Here is a 26,064-nt window from a genome sequence, read left to right on the forward strand (position 1 = left end):
TTATAGCTCACTTCCTGTTACTTTTGATCCCTGCTCGTCAAGACGACAAACATGAACGAATCCATCTTCATTCTGAACATAATGTTCTTCGAGCCAACGTGCAATACGTTTGGCCACCTCAATGTCATTACAGACACTGAACATGGTCGGGCCCGAGCCGGAAATACCGCTCGCCAAAGCGCCGGCTTCCAGAGCGTACTGGCGCGCTTCGGCAAAGCCCGGCAGCAGCCTTTCGCGATACGGTTCCGCTACCACGTCCTTAATCATGGTGGCAGCCAGTTCAGGCTGCTGTGAATGGCAGGCGTGAATAAAGCCCCCCAGATAACGGCCATGAGCAATAACATCCTGGCGGCGGTACTGCGACGGCAAAATTGCACGTGCCTCTGCCGTCGGCACCTTGATGCCGGGGTAGGCCATCACCCAGTACCAGTCATCAAAGCACGGCACTGACTGACTGATGATCCCCAGCTCTTCCACCATAAACTGCAGGCCACCCAGATAGCACGGTGCCACATTATCATAGTGCAGGCTGCCGGAAATCTCTGCCTCCATCTCGCCCATCAGAGCCAGCAGCTCTGTCTCGTTCAGTGGCATATCGTGGTAACGGTTGAGTGCATCCAACGCGGCAACCACCGAACAGGCACTGGAGCCCAGCCCCGAACCAATCGGCATGTTCTTCTCAAGCGTCATAGCAACGGGCTTAAGTTGTAGCCCTTTCTTGTCCAGCTCACGGCCATAGACCTGCCAGCAGCGGTAGACAATATTTTCCTCGGCCACCTGAGGCAGTTTGGCGACAAAATTCCCTACACACGCCAACGAAAACGGCTGATCGCCAGCAGCTACCTTGACCCGGTCGCCAAGCAAGGAGCCATCGACCGGAGACACAGCGGCCCCCAGTACGTCAAAACCGACACTCACATTGCCAATCGATGCTGGCGCATAAACTACAACACTCATTGTTAGACTCCTAGCTTCCAGCCTAATGTACGCATCAAATCGGCAAACACACCGGCGGCAGTTACTTCGGTACCGGCACCATAACCGCGCAGTACCAAAGGAATTGGTTGATAGTAGCGGCTGTAAAATGCCAGGGCATTTTCACCGTCCTTGATTTTAAACATCGGATCATCCGGGTTTACAGCGGCAATTTTCACCGAGCAGCGGCCGTTGTCAATCTCACCGACATAGCGCAACACCTTACCTTCTTTGGCGGCATCAGCTGACAGCTGGCCAAAGTAGGCATCAGCTTCGGGCAAACGGGCCATAAAGTCATCAACCGAGCCTTCGGCATCGAAGCCCGGCGGCAGCGCCTGCTCGACCACGACATCATCCAGCTCCAGCGACAGCCCGGCTTCTCGGGCAAGGATAAGAAGCTTACGGGCAACATCCATACCAGACAGATCATCACGTGGATCCGGCTCGGTAAAGCCATTATTGCGCGCGACAGTCGTTGCTTCACTAAAGCTCATGCCCTCGTCCAGCTTACCGAAGATGTAGGACAATGAGCCAGACAGAATACCCGAGAAACGCTCTAGCTCATCACCGGCCGCCATCAGGTTTTGCAAGTTCTCGATAACAGGCAAACCTGCACCCACCGTAGTGTCATACATGAACTTACGGCGAGTCGAACGTGCAGCCTGACGTAGCTGATGGTAGTAGGCCATGCTGGCAGTATTGGCTTTCTTGTTCGGGGTGATCACATGGAAACCCGCCGCAAGGTAATCGGCATATTGCTCGGCGATGCCCTGATCGGAGGTGCAGTCGATGATCACCGGATTGATAATATGATGACGCTGCACCAGTTGGATCATCCGTGCCAGGCTCAGTGGCTCACTGGCCTGTCCCATCAGATCACGCCAGTTGTCCAGCGGCAGGCCGTTGCTATCAAGCAGCAGGCCACTGCTGTTTGCCAACCCGCAAACCCGGATCACAATGCCGTTGTCAGCCAACTTCTCTTGCTGACGACGTACCTGATCCACCAGCTCGCCGCCGACACCGCCGACACCAATCACGAAAACATCAAGGAAATGCTTACTGTTAAACAGGTTCTCGTGACAGGCCTTGACCGCTTCGGAGACTTTGGCCACCGGGATCACTGCCGAAATGGCACGCTCCGACGAACCCTGCGCAATTGCGATAATATTGACGTCGACCTCTGCCAGCGAAGTGAAGAAACGCGAGGCCACACCGCGAGAAGTACGCATACCGTCACCGACCAGGGTCACGATAGCCGAGTCATCAAGAAACTCGACCGGCTCCAGCAGGCCTTCTTTGAGCTCCAGTTCGAAATTGTTCTGCAAGGCCTGCTGCGCAGTCACCTTGTCTTCGCTTTCAATACAGAAGCTGATGCTGTACTCCGAGGAAGACTGGGTGATCAAGACAATTGACACACCAGCAGCCGACATCGCACCAAAGACTCGCGCTGCCATGCCGACCATGCCTTTCATCCCCGGACCGGAGACATTGACCATAGTCAGATCTTTCAGCGTCGTAATGCCTTTGATATCCAGCTTGTCTTCACCGGTGTCCAAGCCAATCAGGCTACCGGCACCCTGCGGGTTGAAACTGTTTTTGATCAGGCAGGGAATGTGGAACTGGGCAATCGGTGCAATTGTTTTCGGGTGCAGTACCGAGGCGCCGAAGTAAGACAGTTCCATGGCTTCCTGATAGCTAAGAGACTTGAGCAGCCTGGCATCCGGTACCAGACGCGGGTCGCAGCTGTAAACACCGTCAACATCGGTCCAGATTTCACAGCATTCGGCGCGCAGACAAGCTGCCAGAACCGCCGCAGAGTAATCCGAACCGTTTCGTCCCAGCGTAACCAGCTCGCCTTTCTCGTTACCGGCAGTAAACCCAGGCATGATATGGACATGGCCCTCGGCCAGCGGATCTTGCTTGAAGTTATTGGTCGAGACTTCGATATCAACATGGGCTTCGAGGTAGTCTCCATGGGCAAGCAGGCGCTCGACAGGGTTGATCAGGCTGGCAGGCTGCCCCTTGGCTTCCAGCATGGCTTTCATCGCCACAATAGACAGGCGCTCACCCTTGCTGATCACTTTGGCATAGACATTGTCCGGACACAGGCCCAGCAGTTTCATGCCGTGTACATACTGTCTTAGCTGGCCCAGCGAGCTGGCTAGCTTGGCATCAAGCAACGCCTTGTCAAACTTCGGTTCCAGTTCCAGCAATCCAGCAAACAGCTCTTTGAATACCGCTTCCAAATCGGCAATCTGCAACTCAGCCTCTCCAGTACTGACAGTACTTTCAATAACCGAGACCAACTTGTTTGTGACTTTGCCCGGTGCCGACAGCACCACCGACACTTCACCCTGCTGGGCATTGTTGGCAATGATATCTGCTGCCCGTGAAAAACGGTCCGCATCTGCCAGTGATGAACCACCAAATTTTAATACTCGCATTCCCTACTCCAACTTCCTGATTCACTGACGACCGAACTGCATAACTTGCACTGGTGTGAGCAAACAATATTCCAAATTAAAAGGTAAAAAAAAGCCCGCACTTTTTGAGTGCGGGCTTTTTCTCAAATCTTATGCGTATCAGCCCGCCCCAACACGCATGGTGCCGGTAATAATAATGGTGGTGGTAGTGCTGATCGCTGAAAACATAATAGCCTTAGGTTTAGCCAATATTCTGTATTACTTAACGTTTACCTGATTCCACAGACCGAGTCAACAAGCTTTTTTGCTTTTCTCGAATAAGCTGCTAGCAAATAGGTGACAAAACACCCACTTTATCAATCGCTAAAAGGAATAAAAAACAGGGGATAGATTGAAGTTAAGCGTGCACCGTTGCATAGTAGTGTTTATGATGAATAATAATTAGCCAGATTTGAGACAGAAAATTTAAATTCTCTGTCTACTCTTTAGTTCGGAGGGATCCCGAATGGCAGCAGTAATGGAACAGCTAGTAGCCCACACAATCTTGCAAGGCTTTGATGCCATGTACGGCCGATTCCTGGATGTCACCGCCGGTGCCCAGGAACGTTTCGAAAGCCAAAACTGGCCTGCCGTCCATCAGGCGCTCAAAAAGCGGATCAGTTTTTACGATCACCATGTCGGGCTGGTCACCAGCCAGATCCAGATCATGCTCGGCGAGCGTTATGCCAACCGGACCTTTCTCATGGCAGTAAAATCTGCCTACGAAGATCTCCTGTTAGACTACCCGCGGTATGACATTGCAGAGAGCTTTTTCAATTCCGTCTACTGCCGGATCTTCGAACACCGCAACATCAACCGGGACAAACTGTTCGTCCACAGCTCGCAGGAAGGCCGAATTCCGACCTACCCGACCTCGCTCACTCGCATCTACAATAATGGGAACGGGCTGAAAAGCGTCCTCGAAAGAATGCTGGACGACACGCCGTTTACCTTGAGCTGGGAAGACAAAAATCGAGATATTGACCTTATTGTCCAACGGCTGCAGAACGATCTGGGTGCCACACTAGGCAACGCTCCGGTCATAGAAATGATCCGAGAACCCTTCTACCGCAACAAGGCGGCCTACCTGATCGGCCGGATTTATCTCAACGATAACCGTACAGTACCGCTGGTATTGCCCGTGCTCAATAACAGCAGCAGGGAGCTGTATATCGATGCCTGTCTGTTCCATGTCGACAACGTCAGCATTATCTTCGGCTTTGCCCGCTCCTACTTCATGGTCTATGCCCCAGCCCCTGCCGCTCTGGTTCGTTTTCTGGCCGAGCTGATCCCCAACAAGACCAAAGCCGAGCTCTATACCGCTATCGGCTGTCAAAAGCATGGCAAAACCGAGCTATACCGGGAGTTTCTCCACCACGTAGAACACTCCGACGATCAGTTTATTTCGGCCCCGGGGATCAAGGGAATGGTGATGTCCGTGTTCACCCTGCCCTCGTATGACTTTGTGTTCAAAATCATCAAGGACAAGTTTGCCCCGCAAAAAGATATCTGCCATGCCACGGTCAGGGAGAAATACAAGCTGGTCAAGGAGCACGATCGGGTAGGCCGGATGGCCGATACCCAGGAATACCGCAACTTTTCTTTCGAACGTCACCGGTTCAGCGATGAGCTACTGGAAGAGCTGCTCGAGGTGGCTCCGTCGATCATCAAGGTCACGGATGATCAGATCATCATCAAGCACCTGTACACCGAACGGCGCATGATCCCGTTTAATATCTATATCGAGCAGGCCGATGAGCAGGATCTTCGCCACGCCGTCGATGAATACGGCAAGGCCATCAAACAACTGGCTGCGGCCAATATTTTCCCCGGCGACATGTTGTTCAAAAACTTTGGCGTCACCCGGCACAAACGGGTGGTGTTCTACGACTACGATGAAATTAGCTATATGACCGAAATGAACTTCCGCAAGATCCCGCCTCCCCGCTACCCGGAGGATGAGATGGCAGCCGAACCCTGGTACAGCGTGGGAGTCAACGATGTCTTCCCGGAAGAGTTTCGGACATTTTTATTGATCAACCCGACCGTCAGGGCCTTGTTCAATGAACTTCACAGCGATCTGTTTGAGGCCAGCTACTGGCAGCAGCTGCAGCAAAATATAACCAATGGCCAGTATGAGGACGTGTACCCCTATAGCAACAAACAGAGGCTTAGAAAGTAGATCCAGGAGCGGATCCTTAAAGGACAGATAACAAATTTGGTATGCTGAATCTCTCATAAGAGCAATTAATGCGTACCAATCTTAAGAATTCTGTCCTAATATTGACAAGACTGACTATGAATAGCGCAGCATAAAAATAGAACCATAAACAATAACAAGACACAGGGATGGTGGCGCAATGAAAAACTTGCTGATCACAGTTGCCCTGCTGGTAGTGGCATTACCAACAACAGCAGCAGAAAAAGGACTCTTTAGCCTGATCGGACAGGATGGCGATTCTTCCGGTTGGTTTATGTCGTCACAGTCTAAAAGTGCCGAGCAGTTCGATGTCTGGCAGATCGACAGCGGCTATGCCTATTCCTTGAGCGATAACACCGAGCTCTATCTCAGTACCCGTCTTAAATCAGGCAACCATACCCAATCAGCCACCCGAGGACTACTCTCCGGGGTAAAATACAGTTTTACGCCGAAAATCAGCCTGCAAAGTGCATTAACTTCTGAAACTGTTCAGAAAGACACCGTGATGGGAGTAGAATTGTCGAGTCAGTACGAGGTCACCGAACGGGTCAACCTTCATGCGACTGTAGACTACGAGGCACTGGAACAAATCTACCAACTGGGCATCGGGTTTCGTTTCTAGCCCCCTCCGCCCATTTAGCTCGACAGTGGTCGACGGTGATAACGGTTAATTTACTCCTCCGCATCAAGAAACGAGAGATCCAACGGCCTCTGGCTGAGTAAAATCCCGTTCAGATCGGCATACAGCATATCCCCCGGATACACCATGGTATGGGCAACAGTCAGGGTGACATTGCGATCGCCGGTTTGCCTTTTCTCCGTTTTAAGCGGACAAGTCGCCAGCGCCTTCACCCCGATATCCATCGTGGCCAGGGTGCCTACATCGCGGGCTGCACCATTCACCACGATACCCTCCCAGTTATTCTGCTTCGCCAAAAGTGCGAGCTGATCCCCCAACAAGGCGAAGCGGCAGGAGCCATGACCATCGATAAACAAAACTTTGCCGGTGCCGTCTTCGGAGACAATATCTCGTACCAGGCTGTTATCCTCGAAGCAGCGCAGAGTCACCACTTCGCCATAATAGACCTTTCTGCCACCGTAGTCCTGCATTGTCAGAGGTAGCCAGCGAACATCCTGTCCATAGCGATCACACAAATCGGGTAGTAAATCTAGCATCACAATCTCCTTTGTCTTCAAAGCAAGTACCACACCTCTACTCAGTGTAGAAAAAGTCTTTGATTTCACCCAGTTTTGTTATTGCTACATCTGTCATCAAGGCCGGCACCAGACGCAGTTCCCCCTGCTCAACCCAGTAAAATGCATTCTGCTGCCAGCGGCATGCCAACTGCCGAGCCTCTGCCACCGTGATATCGGCGGCAAAGCCAATCTCCTGCCAGCTACCGTCCGGCGCACTGGTTGTCACCCTTTGTACCCCATTTGTCATACTTAGGAGCTCAATTTTCAGTAATTCGTTCCGTTTTAGGTTGTCAGGGTTATTAAGAACAATGCTTCTGGGATTAAATGCTGTTAGAATTGCAAAGCGAGGGTAAACAGGGTGTTGCTCGGCTTTGAACAAAATAGCCTGGTAGCTACACCACAACGAGATGTTTTCACACATTTTCAGTATTACCTTCAGTGCGACGTAGTATTTTGTAGCTAATGTTAAACAAACTGAAGACTCGTAAAAGCATTCATTCTGTTTGATATAAATCAAGAAAGCGCCAAAAAGCAGTCACGAAACAAAGCCGCAATATTGTTAGCGAGCTGTTAAGTGCATACAATCGTCGCCATCCCACGGAGATTGTAGCCAATGCCCCTAATTTTCGGGCTTTTTCAGTACAGATTGTAAGATAACATCTTGCTGAATAAAGGATGGCGTACCAAACAGGCAGTTTTCAGCTTAGAAAATGTATTTTGTCCAATACTTTGCCTGTATGTGAATTTTTTTTATAGAATTTAACTATTCTGTTTTTGACCAGATTCCGTTTTTAGAAATTTAGGTACTGCCAATGCAAACCCCTCACATTCTAATTGTAGAAGACGAGCACGTAACACGTAATACCCTGAAAAGCATCTTTGAGGCAGAGGGTTATACTGTATTTGAAGCAAACGATGGTGCAGAGATGCATCAGATGCTGTCTGAGCACCCTGTTCACCTAGTTATCATGGATATCAACCTGCCGGGTAAAAACGGCCTGCTGCTGGCACGCGAACTGCGCGAGCAAGGCGATATGGCACTGATGTTCCTGACTGGCCGTGATAACGAAGTTGACAAGATCCTGGGTCTTGAAATTGGTGCTGATGATTACATCACCAAGCCATTCAACCCGCGTGAACTGACTATCCGTGCCCGCAACCTGCTAACCCGTGCGATGAACCAAGGTTTACCAACCGAGGACAAGCGCCTGGTTGAGCGTTACGAGTTCAACGGCTGGTCTCTTGAGATCAACAGCCGTTCATTGGTGAGCCCTAGCGGCGACCAGTTCAAGCTGCCACGCTCTGAGTTCCGTGCCCTGCTTCACTTCTGTGAAAACCCAGGCAAGATCCAGACCCGTGCCGAGCTACTGAAGAAAATGACAGGCCGTGAGCTGAAGCCACACGACCGTACAGTTGACGTTACGATCCGTCGTATTCGTAAGCACTTCGAATCTGTTGCCGATACGCCAGAGATCATTGCTACGATCCACGGTGAAGGCTACCGCTTCTGCGGCGATCTGGACGAAGAGTAATTCGTTAACTCGCCCCCTAAAAAAAGGCTCCATTCGGAGCCTTTTTTGCTGACGGTAACCCGGCCTAAATAACCGCTGAAACTAGAATGCCTCTCCCAACTCCACATCGTGCTGGACAATGATGTGCTCAGCCCCTCCGAGCAAAAAGATCACCGCAATATCGACCCGGCTGCCCGGCGCCCACTCAGGCCCTTCACGCAATACCACTTCCAGTGTCAATTCACCCTCTGCACGTATCTCAAGGTTATCTTTCACCAGCCACTGCTTGCCCTCACTCTCAAGTAGCACCTGGAAGATATCGATTCCCTTGGGCAAGGTTTTCATCTCACTTGTCTGCAGCTTCACAGACGCATGCAACCGGTTGGACGGCTTGGTACCGTCATCACCGATAAGCGGCATGCTGTTTAACCACAAGTCACTGCTAAGACTCACCGTGGTATCCTCGAAAGTCAGCTCAGTAGGCGACTGCCAGATATCGGTCGCCAACGGAACCTTGCCCGGTTCGGAATCCGGTTCTGCTTCCTGCTCAGGCTCAACAGACCCAGCAGTCTCGGCCTCAGGGGCGTCTCCTTCAGTGACAGGAGCCTGCACCTCGGTATCAGGCTGTGTAGCCTCATCCGTTTTCTCGGGCTCTGAGCAGGCAGCCAGCAGCAGACTGCCTACGAGCAACGGAGCGTATTTCAGCTTCATCATGATTTCTCCTGACTTGCCAGCCAGCCTTTAAGCACATTCAGATCGTTCTGGTAACCGTCCTTGATTTCATCGACCCAGTCATTGATGTTCTCCCACCAGGCCGGCAACTCTGGCGACTGTGCTTTCTGGGCAACCTGCTGGATATGTTTCAATCCGATAGATCCCGCCGCCCCTTTGATTTTATGCGCCTCAAACTTGATGCCGTCTTTGTCCTTGGCTGTCATATTGGAGTCGAGGATCTCAATATACTCCGGCATTTTCTCCTCAAACATCGCAATGCTGTCGTAGACGGGTTTGGTGCCAACAATCTCAACATAGGAGCTCAGCATCTCAAGATCCAGCAGCTGATTCACCATGTCCTCGCTCAAACCCGTATTTTCCGGCTCCGGTTGCAGGTCTTCCATTTCCTCATCCTCATCAATTGGGCAGGTCAGCACCAGACGCTGGATCACCTCCGTAATCGCTTTCACGCTTAGCGGTTTGCTCAGCGCATCGTCCATCCCCTTTTCCAAGTACTCAGCTTTATCCTTGATGACATTGGCCGTTAACGCAACAAGGGCAGGCAGATAGTCATACCTCTCCCGCAATATTCGGGCAATATCAAACCCGGACATATCCGGCAGCTGAATATCAAGCAATACCAAATCATAGGCTTCGGGATCAAACTTCTCCAGCGCCTCGTCGCCGCGCATCGCGATAGTCACCTCATGGCCGAGACTCTCCAGCAGCGCCTTGGCCACCGTAATATTCAGCTCAATATCTTCCACCATAAAGATATTCAGGCTGACCTGAGGTGTAGCTGGCATCACCTCTTCCTCTTCCACTTTCTCGACCAGCGGCACGCGGATGGTCACGGTGAAGGTACTGCCCTCGCCTACCTCGGAGGACACCGTAATATCCCCGCCCATCATCTGGACCAGCTGGCGCGACACGGCCAGACCGATACCGGTCCCCACCGCGTGAAGGTTGTCACTGCCTTCCTTGACCTGGTAATACATCGCAAAGATCTTATCGAGCTCAGATGCCGGAATACCAATCCCGCTGTCTTCCACCTCGAAGGTGATCTCGGCCTGCTGATCAACTATCTCACTGCTGACCGACAGGACCACTCCGCCATCCTTGGTAAACTTGGTCGCGTTGCTCACCAGGTTCCACAGCACCTGACGCAGGCGAGTACTGTCCACCTCGATACAACGCGGTAAATCCGTCAACCGTTCGAGATCAAAACGCAATCCTTTCTGTTCAGCCATCAAGCCAGAAATGTTTTCCATCTCCACGACAAACTCTTCGAAGTCGAGAGGTTTTGGCAGCAGCTCCAGACGACGGCGATCGGATTTATCCATATCGATAATGTCATTGAAGATATTACCCAGCGTAATGGCACTGACATGGATCGTGCGCATGTAGCCGCGCTGCTCTTTATTCAGGCGCGTTTCCAGCAACATGCGGCTAAGCCCGACAATACCGTTGAGCGGGGTGCGCAGCTCATGGCTGATTGTCGATATAAAGGCTGTCTTGTCCCGGCTAGCCTTCTCCTGTGCATCCTGGTACTGCTTGCGCTCGGTAATATCGCGGCCAAAGCCCATCAGCCCCAGACGACGGCCGTCGCGGCTGTAAAAAGGTACTTTCCGCAACTCGAAAATAGCCTTGCGGCCATCCGGGTATTCCAACCACTGTTCATAGGTCAGCGAGACACTCTGGTTAAAGACCTGCTGATCGGTTTCGACGATCTTGCTGGCCACCTCCTCGCTATACACATCCCACGGAGTCAGCCCTACCAGCTGCTTCTCGGTTCTGTCCGTCAGCTCTTCCATTGCCCGGTTACAACCGGAAAACTGGCCTTTTTCATTGCGGTAGTAAATCAAATCCGGGGACGCATCGAGAAAAGACTTCAGCAACGCACTCTGCTCAGCCAACTCAAGCTGGGCGTTCTCCCGCTGGTAGACTTCATTTTCCAGATCCTGCATCGCCACCTGGCGGGCTTCCTCGGCTTTTTCCCGCTCTTCAATCTCGAGGTTCAGCTGAGAAATATTATCCTGCAACTGCTTGTTGAGCTGCATATCCCGCGAGCGCATTTCCTCCAGCTTGGTCACCAGCTTGGACAAACGCTGGCGCGAGTCTTCCAGTTGATCAACAACAACCGACAAGAAGTACACCGCCCACGGCGTGATAAGCAGGCCAAAAAAGACCGAGCGTACAATATCAATATCATGTACCTCGCCCTGCAACACCAGGGTGACGCCTACCTGTACGACAACGGCCAGGGCCACCAGGGCCAGCGCCAACAACAAACTGAACCGTACGATGCCGAGCTTAACCAGCAAGTCGACATAGAACTGGGCCAGCACTTTGATTTGTTTCATTATTCATTCCTACCAATGAAAGGCTGCAACCATGATAATCGTCCCGGCGGCAGAACCAAAGGATTCGCCCCACAGATATACCATTTATAGAAAAGCCTGCAAGAGCAGGCTTGGTTGTCCGTTGATCTATCGTATTAACAATCGCTGTCAGACATCGACATAGTACAGTTGCGTCCGGCCGCCTTGGCCTTATACAAGGCAACATCCGCCATTTCGACCAAATCACCGTAATCCTGGGTGGGAAGCGGGATAATAGTGGCAACGCCCAAACTGACTGTCAGCTTGGTATCGACATCGGAATAGTGGTGATTGATCCCCTTTTCCGCCATATGCCGATGGACTTTCTCGGCAACCACCTCGCCACCTCTGATATCGGTATTGGGCAGCAAAAAAGCAAACTCTTCGCCGCCATAACGTGCAACCTCGTCCGTCTCGCGCCTGACGACCGAGCGGAAGACTTTCGCCACTTCACGCAAGGCAAAATCGCCTTGCTGGTGACCATAGTTATCGTTGAACGCCTTGAAGTTATCGATATCACAAAGGATCAGGGTCAGCGGCTTCTGTTCCCGTATATGGCTATGCCAGAGCTTGCGCAGCTGCTCGTCAAAGCTACGCCGGTTGGCGACCTTGGTCAGGCTGTCGACAAAACTCATCTCCTGCAGTTCCATTATCGCATCGGCCAACTGCTGCTCAGCCATCTTGCGTTCCGTCACGTCACGGGCCATCACCAGTACCCCGGCGGTTCCATCCGTCGGATCGCGATAGGGCGACTTCACCACTTCATACCAGACAGGGGTGCCGTCCTCGAGAATCACATAGTCATCCATTTTTTGGGCCACGCCATCCCGGAGCACCTGCTGATCAGTTTCCTGAAACAGTTCCCACTTATCCGGCTCAAGTACCTCGTAGGCCGCCTTGCCCAATAGCTCCTCCTGCCTGAAGCCAAGCGAGCGGGCAAACGGCTCATTGCAGCCGACATAAATGCCGTGCTCATTATAGAGGCCAATAGGATCCGTACTGGCGCTCATGATGGTATCTAGCAACGTATTGCGCTGGGCCAGAGTCTGTTCGGTGATCTCCCGCTTCTCGATTTCCTGTTTCAGGCTTTCCTGCATCTCGTGCCAGTCTGTCACATCGTGGCTGATACTCAAGGTGCCGATCGCCTCACCGTTGTCACCGATCAGCAAGGTTTTGTTGGTTTCCAGCAGGCGGCTGGAGCCATCCGGTGCCGTGGTCCAGGTATGGCTTGAGGTGTTCGTCGTGTTCACACTCTCTTCGTCATCCATTACCCCCTCGCTGACCCGTCCACGCCAGAAACGATCAAAGGCTCTATTAGTCCCGATGATATGACCAGTCTTGTCCTGGAAGTAGACCAACTCGGACAACGAGTTCAAGACCTGCTGGAAGACCCGCTGTTCTTGCTCCAGTTTGGCTGCCGAGGTCAGTTTCTGGGGTTTGACGATAAACAGCAGCCAGGCAGACAGCCATTTATACCTCACCGGCTGGCCAGATACCGTCAGCTTCAGCGTCCGTCCGCGGGCAAGGTGTAACTCTTCGCTCACATTGCGAAAACCGCGACGAAAAGGGAACGGACGCAAAAAATCGAACATCATTTGCGCGCTGATTTCATCAGGGTATAAATAGCGGCCACCCAGCTTGCGGATCCCAAGTAATTCACGACAGCTTTTATTACCGTACAGCAAGGCACCGTCTTTGCGCCGGATGATGGCAACAGCTACCGGCATATGGGTCAGGGAAGCGTGCAGCTTACGAAAGGAGGAAGAGTCGAGATGGTGCAACAGCAATACGATCAGCCCCCCTCCGACAATGATGACCATCAGCACCAAGGTAAAAACGAGAATAGAGCTATTGAGGCTGTCGACTGTTTCCAGTGCTAACCCCGGAAACGGAGCAAGAAGACAGGCAATGGCAAAAAAGAGGCGTGTCGGTGCCTGGAGGGGTATCCGGCATAGTTCCCGGAGGAAACTCCCTGTATTTTTCCGGTTGTACGTCATCGAGGTCCTTTGAATACCAGAAGCCCTTAACTGGCGTTCAGGGCTACGGGCTGAATCTAGAGCAATGGCTGGCAGCATGCTATTAATTGAATATTTACTTATTAGGCTCCTGCTAATCTACCATATTTCTACTTTCTACCAAGATCCTACTTAACAGGCTGATAAACAAATGGCTGGTCCAGGGCACTTCCCTGAGCGCCGGCCTGATCAAGGCGGCGGCCAATTTCCGTCATCGCCAGCCAGCGGTTCTCGCACCAGGTAGGCGCCAGCAAAGTCGGACGTCGGGCACTGGCGGAAACGCGGTGATACACCACCTCCGGCGGAGTCAGGCGGATCATCTCCGCGGCAATATCGCTGTAGCACTCCAGGCTGATCTCATCCAGCCTGCCGGCCTTCCAGGCCTGCCCCATCTTGCTTCCCTCGACAATGTGCAGCGGATGCAGCTTGATACCGTCAGTACCTGCCGCGACAGTGCGTACAATCGTATCCAGGTTGTCCGCCTTGCTGTCACCCGGCAACCCGACAATCAGGTGGGTGCACACCTTAATTCCAAGTGCTCTGGCCCGCTTGGCAATGTTCTCGTAACAGGCAAAGTCATGACCACGGTTGATCCGCTTCAGGGTCTTGTCATTGGCGGTCTGCAGTCCCAGCTCGAGCCAGATTTCATAACCCTGCTGGTAATAGCCGGCCAGTAGCTCAAGGACCGCATCCGGCACGCAGTCAGGTCGGGTACCGACACACAGCCCGACAATATCAGCCGCTTTCAACGCTTCTTCGTACATTGCCTTGAGAGTCTGCACCTCGGCATAGGTGCTGGTGTAGGCCTGAAAGTAAGCCAGATAACGCTTGGCTCGATTAACCTCCCCGGCACGCTGGGCAAGCTGTTGCTGGATAGGCAGGTATTGCGCCTGCTCATCGGCAAACGAGGCAACATTGCAGAAAGTGCAACCACCACGGCCAATTGTGCCATCACGGTTTGGGCAGCTGAAACCGCCATGCAGGGTGAGTTTGTGTACCTTCTCTCCGTAGCGGCGTTGTAAATCCTGTCCAAACGTATTGACTAGCTCGTGCAACTGCATCATGTCACCTAAGGGGTAAAAGAAAAAAGCAGCGCAGACTAACACCAATTGGTCTGCCAAAGTTTGTGCCAAAGCAATAAACTTCGCTTAATCCCGCTTGCTGTAGCACTCCTACAGTGTGTTGACATAAAACTACAAAACTAAATCCGTCCAACAGCCTATTAACCACACTTGTAGAGCGGTTAATTCATATGGAAAATTTCCGCTTATTCATAGTGAGAACCATTATCGAATAAAAAATCAATAAATGGCTCTATAAATTCATATGGCTAGCGATTTTATGCTAGGCGACCGCCATTTTTTGTTGGTAATTAACTAATCAAAATTGTAGGATAGTTACAGCTGTGTGCAATTTATGAACAATAATTGTGACGTTTTCACCCCTAAAAATAGTGATTTATGTCACCACCTCTAAGTAGTCGTAGAACTTTTGCAAACCAGAGCAAGGGTGCTACAGAATTTAGTTTGCTAATGATTCGAAACATCATCCCACAGCAAACACGCGTTTCACCGGCTGGACAGGAGTCCATTTAACACCGGTCGCGATGCCAAAAAACAAATTAGGGATAACTCAGTCATCAGGATTGATGTCTGTTGAAACTGGAAGGAAGTATCTATGACAGATCAAGAGCTTAATGCTCAGGGACTTTACGTGCCTGAATTGGAGCACGATGCCTGCGGTATCGGCTTTGTGGCCCACCTGAAGAACCGCAAATCCCATGAAATTGTAACCCAAGCCCTTGATATGCTTGCTCGGATGGAACACCGTGGCGGTCAGGGTTGCGATCCATGCAGCGGTGACGGTGCCGGTATTCTGCTACAGAAGCCCCACGAATTTTTACTGGAAGAAACCGTCAAACAGGGCATTAAACTCCCATCGTTTGATCAGTACGGTGTCGGTGTGGTGCTCTTTCCAAAAGATGAGTACAAACGCCAGCAATGCCGCGATATTCTAGAGCGCAACGCCAAACGCCTGGACCTTGAAGTCATCGGCTACCGTGTACTGCCCGTTGACAACTCAATGATCGGGGACGACCCGCTCAGCACCGAACCACAGTTTGAGCACGTCTTTATTACCGGCGGTGCAAACCTGGATCCAGCCGTTCTCGAACGCAAGCTGTATGTACTGCGTAACTACACGGTACGCGTCTGCCTGGAAAGCATCTCCAATATCGGTGATGATTTCTACATCAACTCGCTGTCTTACAAGACACTGGTATACAAAGGCCAGCTAACCACAGAGCAGGTTCCCCAGTACTTCCTGGATCTGCAAAACCCGACCATGGTGACGGCACTGGCGCTGGTACACTCGCGCTTTTCGACCAATACCTTCCCGAAATGGCGTCTGGCCCAGCCTTTCCGTTACATTGCCCATAACGGTGAAATCAACACCGTGCGCGGCAACCTGAACTGGATGAAGGCGCGCGAAGCGATCCTAGAATCAGACCTGTTCAGTCAGCAGGAAATCGACATGCTGCTGCCTATCTGTCAGGAAGGCAGCTCGGATTCATCAAACTTTGACATGGCACTGGAGCTCCTGGTGCTTTCTGGCCGTAGCCTGCCGCATGCCCTGATGATGCTGATCCCGGAAGCGTGGCAAGAAAACAAAAACATGGATCCGAAGCGTCGTGCATTCTACCAATACCATGCCAACGTCATGGAACCGTGGGATGGCCCGGCATCGGTATGTTTCACCGACGGTGTCCAGGTAGGTGCAACCCTTGACCGTAACGGTCTGCGCCCTTCTCGCTATACCGTGACCAAGGACGATTTTCTGGTCATGGCATCAGAGTCCGGCGTGGTTGAAATCGAACCGGAAAACGTCCAGTTCCGTGGCCGTCTGCAGCCGGGGCGTATCTTTGTCGCCGATCTGGAACAAGGCCGCATCATCTCTGACGAGGAAGTCAAAGACAGCATTGCCTCGGCGCAGCCATACGAGCAGTGGGTTAAAGACAACCTGCTAACGCTCAAGGCCCTGCCTGAAGCGGATAACATGCACCATCAGCCAACACCTGAACGCCTGCTTCACCATCAGCAAGCCTTCGGTATGAGCTCGGAAGAAGTCAACGATATTATCGTTCCGCTGGCAAAAACCGGTTACGAGCCACTCAGCGCCATGGGTGCCGACTGGCCGCTGGCCGTGCTTTCGCACCAGTCCCAGCACCTGTCGAACTACTTCAAGCAGCTGTTTGCCCAGGTGACCAACCCGCCGATCGACCCGATCCGCGAGCGCATGGTCATGTCCCTGAACACCTACCTGGGTAAAGATCAGAACCTGCTGAGTGAAACGCCTGAGCACTGCCAGAAGGTTGAACTGGAATCACCGGTTCTGTCCAATGCCGAGCTGGAAAAACTGCGTGCTATCGATAACGAGCACCTGCAGGCCAAAACACTGGATATCGTATTCCGTGCCAACGGCGAGCAGGGCAAGCTTGAGCGCGCACTGAAGCGTATCTGCCAGTACTCGGAAGATGCGGTTGTCGACGGCTACTCGATCATCATCCTGACTGACCGTGCCGTTAACTCAAACCATGCAGCCATCCCGGCAATGCTGGCAGTCGGCGCAGTTCACCACCACCTGATCCGCAAAGGCCTGCGTGCCAAGTGTGACATCATCGTCGAAACCGGTGATGCCCGCGAGACGCACCACTTTGCGACTTTGGTCGGCTACGGTGCCAACGCCGTTAACCCGTATCTGGTTACCGAAACTCTGGTTGACCTGCAGAACAAGCGCAAGCTTGATCCTGAAGTATCGACCGAAGAGCTGTTCAATAACTACCGCAAGGGCGTTAACGGCGGTCTGCTCAAGATCTTCTCGAAAATGGGGATCTCGACCCTGCAGTCCTACCACGGAGCCCAGATCTTCGAAGCGCTCGGGATCAGCAAAGCCGTGGTTGATAAATACTTCACCGGTACCGTTTCCCGGATCCAGGGTCTGACTATCGATGATATCGCCCAGGAAGTCCTGATCCGCCACCGTGTCGGCTATCCGACCCGCGAGATCCCAATCCAGATGCTCGATGTCGGCGGTGTCTACCAGTGGAAGCAGCGCGGCGAGAAGCACCTGTTTAACCCGGAAACGATTTCCCTGCTGCAGCAATCGACCCGTAACAAGGATTTTGCCCAGTTCAAGCAATACGCCCATGAAGTTGACGCGCAAGGCGACAATGCCGCCACCCTGCGTAGCCAGCTGGAGTTCATCAAAAATCCGGCCGGCTCGATTCCGCTTGCCGAGGTAGAGCCTGCTGAGAATATCCTCAAGCGCTTTGCCACCGGGGCAATGAGCTTCGGCTCCATCTCCTACGAGGCGCACTCGACCCTGGCCGTGGCAATGAACCGCATTGGCGCGAAGTCAAACTCGGGCGAGGGCGGTGAAGATCCGACGCGTTTCGAGAAAAAAGACAACGGAGACTGGGAGCGCTCTGCCATCAAGCAGGTCGCATCAGGCCGCTTCGGGGTAACCTCCTACTACCTGACCAACTCTGACGAAATTCAGATCAAGATGGCACAGGGTGCCAAGCCGGGTGAAGGCGGTCAGCTACCGGGCGACAAGGTCGATGACTGGATCGGGGCAACCCGTCACTCCACGCCGGGTGTCGGCCTGATTTCGCCACCGCCGCATCACGATATTTACTCGATCGAAGATTTGGCCCAGCTGATCTACGACCTGAAGAACGCCAACCGTGCCGGTCGCGTTAACGTGAAACTGGTATCCGAAGCCGGTGTCGGCACCATTGCCTCCGGTGTTGCCAAGGCAAAAGCAGACGTTGTTCTGATTGCCGGTTTCGATGGTGGTACAGGTGCATCGCCGATGTCATCAATCCGCCACACCGGTCTGCCTTGGGAGCTTGGCCTGGCCGAGACTCACCAGACCCTGCTGAAAAACGGTCTGCGTAACCGTATCGTCGTTCAGTCTGACGGCCAGATGAAAACGCCGCGTGACCTTGCTGTCGCTACCCTGCTGGGTGCCGAAGAATGGGGTGTTGCAACCGCTGCGCTTGTCGTCGAAGGCTGTATCATGATGCGTAAGTGTCACAAGAACACCTGTCCTGTCGGCATCGCAACCCAGAACAAAACGCTACGTGAGCGCTTCGACGGCCGCGTAGAAGACGTCGTGACTTTCTTCCAGTACATGGCGGAAGGCCTACGCGAAATTATGGCCGAGCTTGGTTTCCGCACTATCGATGAAATGGTCGGTCAGTCACAGAAACTGAAGATCCGTGAAGATATCGGTCACTGGAAATACCAGAACCTCGATCTGAGCCCGGTACTATTTACCGAGCAAGCTCGTGATGAAGACGGTATCTACAACCAGCGCGAGCAAGACCACAACTTGGAAAATGTACTTGACCGCAAACTGATTGAAGCGGCAGCCCCTGCCCTTTATGAAGGTAAGCAGGTCGATGCCGAGTTTGACATCATCAATACCGACCGTAGTGCCGGTACCATGCTGTCGAACGAGATCTCCAAGATCTACAAAGATCAGGGTCTGCCTCAACCACTGAACGTGAAATTCAAAGGCTCGGCGGGTCAGAGCCTCGGTGCCTTCCTTGCCAAGGGCGTGAAGTTCGAAGTTGAAGGCGATGCTAACGACTACTGGGGTAAGGGCCTGTCCGGCGGCACACTGGTGCTGTACCCGGATGCCAACTCTGACATTGTCCCTGAAGACAACATTGTCGTCGGTAACGTCTGTTTCTACGGTGCGACCTCGGGTGAATCTTACATCCGCGGTTTGGCAGGCGAGCGCTTCTGTGTCCGTAACTCGGGCGCGAAAGTGGTCGTTGAAGGTGTCGGTGACCACGGTTGTGAATACATGACAGGTGGTGTGGCCGTAATCCTTGGCCAGACAGGGCGTAACTTCGCAGCCGGTATGAGCGGCGGTGTCGCCTATGTCTGGGATCAGTTCGATGATTTCGAAACCAAGCTAAACCCAGAGCTTGTCGACCTGGATCCACTGGAGCAGGAAGACAAAGAATTACTTCATGACATGCTAACCAAACACGTTGAGCTGACGGGCAGTACGGTGGCGCAGACTTTCCTTTCCAACTTCGAGGGCAACCTGCAGAAGATGGTGAAAGTGATGCCGAGGGATTACAAAGCTGTATTGCAAAAGCGCAAAGCGGAAGCAGAAAACAAGGAAGAGTTGGAGGCCGTAAATGGGTAAGCCTACTGGATTTTTAGAATTTGGCCGTGAACTGCCAAAAAAGCTGGATCCAAGCGTTCGTATCCAGGACAACAAAGAGTTCGTTCTTAACGAAGAGTTTGGTGACAAGATCAATACACAGGCGTCACGCTGCATGGATTGCGGTGTGCCTTTCTGTCACAACTCATGCCCGATCGGCAACATCATTCCCGAGTTCAATGATGCGGTTTATCGTGACAGCTGGGAAGAAGCGTGGAACATCCTAAGTTCCACCAACAACTTCCCGGAGTTTACCGGTCGTGTCTGCCCGGCCCCTTGTGAAAGCGGCTGTGTGCTGGGTATCAATCAGGATCCCATCACGATTTGTAATATCGAGAAAACCATTGTCGAAACCGCCTATCGCGAAGGCTACGCCAAACCGAAAACGCCGCGTTCCCGGACCGGCAAAACCGTTGCTATTATCGGCTCGGGCCCTGCCGGGCTTGCCGCAGCCGAGCAGCTAAACAGTGCCGGCCACTGCGTGACCGTGTTCGAGCGTGACGAAAAAGTCGGTGGCCTGCTGCGCTTTGGGATCCCGGACTTCAAACTCGGCATGGATATCATTGATCGCAAGATCAACCTGATGGCCGAGGCCGGTGTTAAGTTTGAGGTCAATGCCCATGTCGGCGTGAACATCAATGCCCAGCAGCTGCGTCAGGACTTTGATGTTGTGCTGTTGACCGGAGGCTCGACCGTGCCTCGTGATTTGCCTATCCCGGGACGCGATCTGAAAGGCGTACATTTTGCCATGGAGTTTTTGGGGCAGAATAACCGCCGTGCCAACGACATGGACCTCAAGACCGAGGAAATCCATGCCAAGGGCAAACACGTCGTCGTCATCGGTGGCGGTGATACCGGCTCTGACTGTGTCGGTACCTCGAACCGTCACGGTGCCGCCAGCATCACCCAGGTAGAAATCATGCCGATCCCACCGGAGAAACGCCCGGTCAACCAGCCATGGCCTTCTTATCCGATGATCATGAAAACCTCGACCTCTCACGAGGAAGGGTGTGATCGTCACTGGAATATTCTGACCAAAGAATTCATCGGTGACGAAGCCGGCAACGTCAAAGCACTGCGTATTGCCGATATCGAGTGGCAAGAAGCCAAGCCTGGCGAACGCCCGGGGTTTGAGGAAGTGGCTGGTTCAGAGCGTATTATCCCATGTGATCAGGCCTTCCTGGCGATGGGCTTCCTGCACCCGGAACCAACTGGTGTGCTGGCTCAGCTGGATATCAAGCTCGATGATCGCGGCAACGTGGCGACCGAGGGCTTTGCCACCAACCAGAAAGGCGTATTTGCCGCTGGTGACATGCGTACCGGGCAGTCGCTGGTCGTTCGCTGCATCAATGAAGGCCGCGAGTGCGCACGTGAAATCGACAACTACCTAATGGGTAATTCTAACCTGGAAGCAAAAGCCAATTCACTTATGCTATCCGGCACCTGATTTCAGCCCGATTTATGCTAACAACCAAGCCAGCTCCCAGAGCTGGCTTTTTTTATAATTATTCTTTTGACTTAGCCACATATTGCCACCCACTTCCTCTCTGAGGTATCACGATATTCTGTGATAACAGCCGTTTTCAGAACACAGCCCAACCCTGAAGCACTTCTGAGAAAGTTCTCATTTTTCATACAGTTCCAAGTACTTTTCAGCCCCAGCCAAATGTAAACAAAGTGTTTAATGCCAATCAAAAAAGTCAGAATACCAATGCTTTATACAGAAAAGTGGCGGTAATTCCTGGGTTTAGACCGTTTTGTGATGGAAATTTGACCTTTTTGTAAATTATCGTTAACTTCAAATATTGCTGGAAGCAGAAATGGCGATCAGGGAGATTGCCATAAATATGCAGTAATCCTGCTCGAATGAGCAGAAGCAAGGGAGAGTTGCAATGACACTGTATGACCCAACGCTGGAAAAAGATAACTGTGGTTTTGGCCTTATCGCCCATATCGAAGGGGAAACCAGCCACAAACTTGTCCGTACAGCTATATCCGCATTGGATCGTATGACCCACCGTGGCGGCATTGCCGCGGACGGCAAGACCGGCGACGGCTGTGGTCTGCTGATGAAAAAGCCTGACGGCTACTACCGCATTGTCGCCGAGGAAGCAGGCTGGAAGCTCGCCAGAGAATATGCCGTGGGCATGATCTTCCTCAGCCAGGATCCCGTCAGGGCCGAGCAGGCCCGCACAATCATCAATGAAGAGCTGGCGAAAGAAACCCTGTCAATCGTTGGCTGGCGAGAAGTGCCGGTCAACCCGAACGTCCTCGGCCCGATTGCCTCCGAGTCACTCCCCCAGATAGAACAGGTCTTTGTCAATGCGCCGGCGGGCTGGAAGCCCCGCGATGTCGATCGCCGACTCTATATTGCCCGTCGCCGGATAGAGAAACGCATCAGTGATGATCCTGACTTCTATATCTGTAGCCTGTCGACCCAGGTCACTGTCTATAAAGGGCTGTGCATGCCCGCTGATTTGCCGAAGTTTTACCTGGATCTGGGCGATCTGCGCCTGGAATCCTCGATCTGCCTGTTCCACCAGCGCTTCTCGACCAACACCCAGCCACGCTGGCCGCTGGCACAGCCATTTCGCTACCTCGCCCATAACGGCGAGATCAATACCATTGCCGGTAACCGCCAGTGGGCCAGGGCCAGGGCCTATAAGTTTTCCTCGCCGCTGCTGCCGGATCTGCAGACCGCGGCCCCTTTTGTCAACGAAACCGGTTCGGACTCCTCGAGCCTGGATAATATGCTGGAGCTGTTCCTGTCTGGCGGTATGGACTTATTCCGCGCGATGCGCATGCTGGTTCCGCCGGCATGGCAGAACCACCCGGACATGGATCCGGAACTGCGTGCCTTCTATGATTTCAACACTATGCACATGGAGCCTTGGGACGGCCCGGCAGGTATCGTGATGTCCGACGGCCGGTATGCGGCCTGTAACCTCGACCGCAACGGCCTGCGCCCGGCACGCTACGTGATCACCAAGGATAAGCTGATCACCCTGGCCTCCGAAGTCGGGATCTGGGACTACGCGCCGGACGAAGTGGCCGAAAAAGGCCGGGTCGGCCCCGGTGAGCTGCTGGTGATCGATACCAAGTTCAGCAAGATCTGGCACTCGGCCGATATCGACAGCGAGCTGATGAGTCGCCATCCCTACAAAAACTGGATGGACAGCCATGTCAAACGTCTGGTGCCGTTCGAGGCACTTGGCGAGGAGCAGGTCGGCAACCGCTCGCTCGATGATGCCGAGCTGCAAACCTACCAAAAGCTCTTCGGTGTCAGCAACGAAGAGCTGGATCAGGTGCTGCGTGTGGTAGGCGAGAACGGGCAGGAAGCCACGGGCTCGATGGGTGATGATGCCCCGATGGCCGTACTGTCATCGAAAGAACGGGCAGTCACCGACTACTTCCGCCAGATGTTTGCCCAGGTCACCAACCCGCCGATCGATCCCCTGCGGGAAAAACACGTGATGTCGCTGGCAACCTGTATCGGGCGTGAAATGAACGTGTTCTGCGAAACCGACGGCCACGCCCACCGCGTTGCCTTCAGCTCGCCGATTTTACTGTACTCTGATCTGGTCCAGCTGCTGGAGCTCGATAACCAGTACTACCGCAACAGCATTATTGATATTAACTACGATCCGAGCGAGAAGGATCTTAAACAGGCCATTGTCGATATCTGTGATCAGGCCGAGCGGCTGGTCCGAAACGGCACCGTTCTGGTGGTGCTGTCCGATCGCGGTATCAACAAAGACAAGCTCCCTATCCCCGCGGCCATGGCTGTTGGTGCTGTACAGACCCGGTTGGTCTCGACCAACCTGCGCTGTGATGCCAACATCGTTGCCGAAACCGCCACCGCCCGTGATCCGCACCAGTTCGCCGTCCTGCTCGGCTTCGGCGCAACGGCGGTCTATCCATATCTTGCCTATGAGTCACTCGGCAAGCTGACCGACAGCGGAGCGATTAACAAGCCGTATCGCGACGTCATGATTAACTTCCGTAACGGCATGAACAAAGGCCTGTACAAAATCATGTCGAAAATGGGGATCTCGACAATTGCCTCCTACCGCTGCTCGAAGCTGTTCGAAGCCGTCGGGCTCAGTGACGAGGTCATCGAACTATGTTTCCAGGGTGTATCCAGCCGGATTGCCGGGGCAGATTTCAGTGATTTCCAGCAGGATTTGTTTAACCTCTCGCGCCGCGCCTGGCTAAAACGCAAACCCATTGAAAACGGCGGCTTGCTTAAGTACGTTCACGGCGGAGAATTCCACGCCTATAACCCGGATGTCGTCGGCACCTTGCAACAAGCGGTTAAAACAGGTGACTACCAGGACTATCTGGCCTTTGCCAAACAGGTCAACGAACGCCCTGTCGCGGCACTGCGTGACTTGTTGAAGCTGAAAGACACTGACAGCCCGATCGATATTGATAGTGTCGAGGCAGCCACCGAACTGTACAAACGCTTTGACTCGGCCGCCATGTCTATCGGTGCCCTGAGCCCGGAAGCCCACGAGGCCCTGGCCATTGCCATGAACCGACTGGGCGGCTACTCCAACTCCGGCGAAGGCGGGGAAGACCCGCGCCGCTTCGGCAACGAGCGAAACTCGCGCATCAAGCAGGTGGCTTCCGGCCGCTTCGGGGTAACGCCTCACTACCTCGCCAATGCCGATGTCATCCAGATCAAGGTGGCCCAGGGTGCGAAACCGGGCGAAGGCGGCCAGCTGCCCGGCCATAAAGTGACAACCGAAATTGCCAAGCTACGCTTTGCCGTACCGGGGGTCACGTTGATATCACCACCGCCCCACCATGATATTTATTCGATTGAAGACCTGGCCCAGTTGATCTTCGACCTGAAACAGGTCAATCCGAAGGCCATGGTCTCGGTCAAGCTGGTGTCAGAGCCCGGCGTCGGTACTATCGCCACCGGTGTGGCCAAGGCCTATGCCGATCTGATCACCATCTCTGGCTATGACGGTGGTACCGGTGCCAGTCCGCTGACCTCGGTGAAATACGCGGGTAGCCCATGGGAGCTCGGCCTGGCCGAAACCCAACAGGCGCTGGTGGCCAATGGCCTGCGCCATAAAATTCGCCTTCAGGTCGATGGCGGCCTGAAAACCGGCCTGGATGTCGTCAAGGCGGCCATTCTCGGGGCCGAGAGTTTCGGCTTCGGTACCGCGCCTATGGTCGCTTTAGGCTGTAAATACCTCCGTATCTGTCACCTCAACAACTGTGCAACGGGCGTCGCTACCCAGGACGAGAAGCTGCGCCGCGACTTCTTCAAGGGGCTGCCCGAGCAGGTGATGAACTACTTTGTCGGCCTGGGCCAGGAAGTCCGCGAACTGCTGGCACAGCTTGGCGTCGAAAAGCTCACCGATCTCATCGGCCGGACCGATCTGCTCGAGGTGCTGGAAGGCTACACCTCCAAACAGAGCAAGCTAGAACTCGACGGTCTGCTGCATGCGCCTACCCCGGTCGCCGGCAAAACACTGTATTGCAGCGAGCCAAACACCCCATTCGATACCGCCGAGCTCAGCAACACCTTGCTCGAGGAAGCCTTACCGGCCATAGAAAGCCGCAGCGGGGCCGACCTGTACCATGACATTCGCAACACCGACCGCTCCATTGGCGCACGCCTGTCCGGAGAGATCGCCCTGCGCTACGGTAACCAGGGCATGGCAGCCCAGCCCATCAACCTGCATCTGTCAGGCACTGCCGGTCAGTCGTTCGGGGTATGGAACGCCGGCGGCCTGAACCTTCACCTTACCGGTGATGCCAACGACTATGTCGGCAAAGGGATGACCGGCGGCAAGATCAGTATCCGTCCACCGGTTGGTTCAGCCTTTAAGTCAAACGAGGCAACCATCGTCGGTAATACCTGTTTGTACGGGGCCACCGGCGGCAAGCTTTTCGCAGCCGGTACCGCGGGCGAGCGTTTCGCCGTGCGTAACTCAGGAACAATCGCTGTGGTCGAAGGGGCCGGCGATAACGCCTGTGAGTACATGACAGGAGGCATCGTTGCCATCCTCGGCAAGACAGGCGTAAACTTCGGGGCAGGCATGACAGGAGGTTTTGCCTATATCCTCGACGAAAACGGCGACTTTGCCGGGCGCGTCAACCCGGAGCTTATCGAGGCACTGCCGCTGGGCGGGCTGAAGATCCATCAGGAGCACCTGCGCGGTCTGATTGACCGTCATCTGGAAGAAACCGGTTCGAGCCGCGCCCAGGAAATTCTGGCCGATTTTGACCGCTGGATCCCGATGTTCTACCTCGCCAAACCCAAGTCTGCCGACGTGAATACCCTCTTGGGTCACCAAAGCCGTTCTGCCGCTGAACTTCGCGTTCATGCACAATAAGGGAGGGAAA

Annotated in this window: 14 protein-coding genes and 1 other annotated feature; of the genes, 6 read left to right on the forward strand and 8 right to left on the reverse strand. The window is 53.5% G+C overall.

The window, feature by feature from the left end; translation table 11 throughout:
• Together thrB and thrA are read right to left on the reverse strand one after the other, a co-directional pair.
• Complete coding sequence (gene thrB / locus BIT28_RS05160; protein ID WP_075762574.1) at nt 1-957, reverse strand: homoserine kinase; 957 nt, start codon at nt 955-957, stop codon at nt 1-3.
• 2 nt (nt 958-959) lie between these two features.
• Nucleotides 960-3,419, reverse strand: a complete 2,460-nt coding sequence (gene thrA, locus BIT28_RS05165) for a bifunctional aspartate kinase/homoserine dehydrogenase I (RefSeq protein WP_075762575.1) — start codon at nt 3,417-3,419, stop codon at nt 960-962.
• Nucleotides 3,420-3,503: 84 nt separating this feature from the next.
• Nucleotides 3,504-3,616, reverse strand: a sequence feature (Thr leader region).
• A gap of 287 nt (nt 3,617-3,903) precedes the next feature.
• Between thrA and aceK the strand changes: the two genes are divergently transcribed.
• On the forward strand, nt 3,904-5,619 hold the full coding sequence (gene aceK / locus BIT28_RS05170) for a bifunctional isocitrate dehydrogenase kinase/phosphatase (protein WP_075762576.1): 1,716 nt from the start codon (nt 3,904-3,906) through the stop codon (nt 5,617-5,619).
• A 178-nt stretch (nt 5,620-5,797) separates the two neighbouring features.
• Nucleotides 5,798-6,259 (forward strand): hypothetical protein, encoded by a 462-nt coding sequence (locus tag BIT28_RS05175; RefSeq protein ID WP_075762577.1) that lies wholly within the window; start codon nt 5,798-5,800, stop codon nt 6,257-6,259.
• A 50-nt stretch (nt 6,260-6,309) separates the two neighbouring features.
• Here the strand turns inward: BIT28_RS05175 and BIT28_RS05180 are convergent, their stop codons facing one another.
• Both BIT28_RS05180 and BIT28_RS05185 read right to left on the reverse strand, forming a co-directional pair.
• On the reverse strand, nt 6,310-6,813 hold the full coding sequence (locus BIT28_RS05180; RefSeq protein WP_075762578.1) for a putative 4-hydroxy-4-methyl-2-oxoglutarate aldolase: 504 nt from the start codon (nt 6,811-6,813) through the stop codon (nt 6,310-6,312).
• A 37-nt stretch (nt 6,814-6,850) separates the two neighbouring features.
• Entirely contained in the window at nt 6,851-7,255 is a 405-nt protein-coding gene (locus BIT28_RS05185) for a DUF3293 domain-containing protein (RefSeq protein ID WP_075762579.1), read from the reverse strand.
• Between the two features lie 391 nt (nt 7,256-7,646).
• Between BIT28_RS05185 and arcA the strand changes: the two genes are divergently transcribed.
• Nucleotides 7,647-8,366, forward strand: coding sequence for a two-component system response regulator ArcA (gene arcA / locus BIT28_RS05190; protein WP_036816827.1), 720 nt, complete (start codon nt 7,647-7,649; stop codon nt 8,364-8,366).
• Nucleotides 8,367-8,447: 81 nt separating this feature from the next.
• On the opposite strand, the gene BIT28_RS05195 is transcribed toward arcA, so the two are convergent.
• From BIT28_RS05195 to mnmL, 4 genes are all read right to left on the reverse strand, one after another.
• On the reverse strand, nt 8,448-9,059 hold the full coding sequence (locus BIT28_RS05195) for a hypothetical protein (protein ID WP_075762580.1): 612 nt from the start codon (nt 9,057-9,059) through the stop codon (nt 8,448-8,450).
• The gene (gene arcB / locus BIT28_RS05200; protein ID WP_075762581.1) at nt 9,056-11,422 is read right to left on the reverse strand and encodes an aerobic respiration two-component sensor histidine kinase ArcB; all 2,367 of its coding nucleotides are present in this window, start codon (nt 11,420-11,422) and stop codon (nt 9,056-9,058) included. The genes BIT28_RS05195 and arcB overlap by 4 nt, the downstream gene beginning before the upstream one ends.
• A gap of 134 nt (nt 11,423-11,556) precedes the next feature.
• The gene (locus BIT28_RS05205) at nt 11,557-13,437 is read right to left on the reverse strand and encodes a diguanylate cyclase domain-containing protein (RefSeq protein ID WP_083651736.1); all 1,881 of its coding nucleotides are present in this window, start codon (nt 13,435-13,437) and stop codon (nt 11,557-11,559) included.
• A gap of 146 nt (nt 13,438-13,583) precedes the next feature.
• Nucleotides 13,584-14,516 (reverse strand): tRNA modification radical SAM protein MnmL/YtqA, encoded by a 933-nt coding sequence (gene mnmL / locus BIT28_RS05210; RefSeq protein WP_075762582.1) that lies wholly within the window; start codon nt 14,514-14,516, stop codon nt 13,584-13,586.
• Between the two features lie 616 nt (nt 14,517-15,132).
• On the opposite strand from mnmL, the gene gltB (BIT28_RS05215) reads away from it, so the two are divergent.
• The 3 genes from gltB (BIT28_RS05215) (at nt 15,133) to gltB (BIT28_RS05225) (ending at nt 26,054) form a co-directional block, all read left to right on the forward strand.
• Nucleotides 15,133-19,680, forward strand: coding sequence for a glutamate synthase large subunit (gltB, locus tag BIT28_RS05215; protein ID WP_075762583.1), 4,548 nt, complete (start codon nt 15,133-15,135; stop codon nt 19,678-19,680).
• Nucleotides 19,673-21,145, forward strand: coding sequence for a glutamate synthase subunit beta (locus BIT28_RS05220; protein ID WP_075762584.1), 1,473 nt, complete (start codon nt 19,673-19,675; stop codon nt 21,143-21,145). Before gltB (BIT28_RS05215) ends, BIT28_RS05220 begins: the two co-directional genes overlap by 8 nt.
• Before the next feature lie 445 nt (nt 21,146-21,590).
• On the forward strand, nt 21,591-26,054 hold the full coding sequence (gltB, locus tag BIT28_RS05225; protein WP_075762585.1) for a glutamate synthase large subunit: 4,464 nt from the start codon (nt 21,591-21,593) through the stop codon (nt 26,052-26,054).
• Nucleotides 26,055-26,064: the final 10 nt, after the last annotated feature.

The organism is Photobacterium proteolyticum (genome assembly GCF_001939735.1).
Classification (GTDB): Bacteria; Pseudomonadota; Gammaproteobacteria; order Enterobacterales; family Vibrionaceae; genus Photobacterium; species Photobacterium proteolyticum.

What these genes read in the sequence shown, in the direction of transcription:
- thrB (WP_075762574.1), bottom strand. Translation starts at nt 957, where the DNA reads ATGAGTGTTGTAGTTTATGCGCCAGCATCGATTGGCAATGTGAGTGTC.
- thrA (WP_075762575.1), bottom strand. Translation starts at nt 3,419, where the DNA reads ATGCGAGTATTAAAATTTGGTGGTTCATCACTGGCAGATGCGGACCGT.
- aceK (WP_075762576.1), top strand. Translation starts at nt 3,904, where the DNA reads ATGGCAGCAGTAATGGAACAGCTAGTAGCCCACACAATCTTGCAAGGC.
- BIT28_RS05175 (WP_075762577.1), top strand. Translation starts at nt 5,798, where the DNA reads ATGAAAAACTTGCTGATCACAGTTGCCCTGCTGGTAGTGGCATTACCA.
- BIT28_RS05180 (WP_075762578.1), bottom strand. Translation starts at nt 6,813, where the DNA reads ATGCTAGATTTACTACCCGATTTGTGTGATCGCTATGGACAGGATGTT.
- BIT28_RS05185 (WP_075762579.1), bottom strand. Translation starts at nt 7,255, where the DNA reads ATGTGTGAAAACATCTCGTTGTGGTGTAGCTACCAGGCTATTTTGTTC.
- arcA (WP_036816827.1), top strand. Translation starts at nt 7,647, where the DNA reads ATGCAAACCCCTCACATTCTAATTGTAGAAGACGAGCACGTAACACGT.
- BIT28_RS05195 (WP_075762580.1), bottom strand. Translation starts at nt 9,059, where the DNA reads ATGATGAAGCTGAAATACGCTCCGTTGCTCGTAGGCAGTCTGCTGCTG.
- arcB (WP_075762581.1), bottom strand. Translation starts at nt 11,422, where the DNA reads ATGAAACAAATCAAAGTGCTGGCCCAGTTCTATGTCGACTTGCTGGTT.
- BIT28_RS05205 (WP_083651736.1), bottom strand. Translation starts at nt 13,437, where the DNA reads ATGACGTACAACCGGAAAAATACAGGGAGTTTCCTCCGGGAACTATGC.
- mnmL (WP_075762582.1), bottom strand. Translation starts at nt 14,516, where the DNA reads ATGCAGTTGCACGAGCTAGTCAATACGTTTGGACAGGATTTACAACGC.
- gltB (WP_075762583.1), top strand. Translation starts at nt 15,133, where the DNA reads ATGACAGATCAAGAGCTTAATGCTCAGGGACTTTACGTGCCTGAATTG.
- BIT28_RS05220 (WP_075762584.1), top strand. Translation starts at nt 19,673, where the DNA reads ATGGGTAAGCCTACTGGATTTTTAGAATTTGGCCGTGAACTGCCAAAA.
- gltB (WP_075762585.1), top strand. Translation starts at nt 21,591, where the DNA reads ATGACACTGTATGACCCAACGCTGGAAAAAGATAACTGTGGTTTTGGC.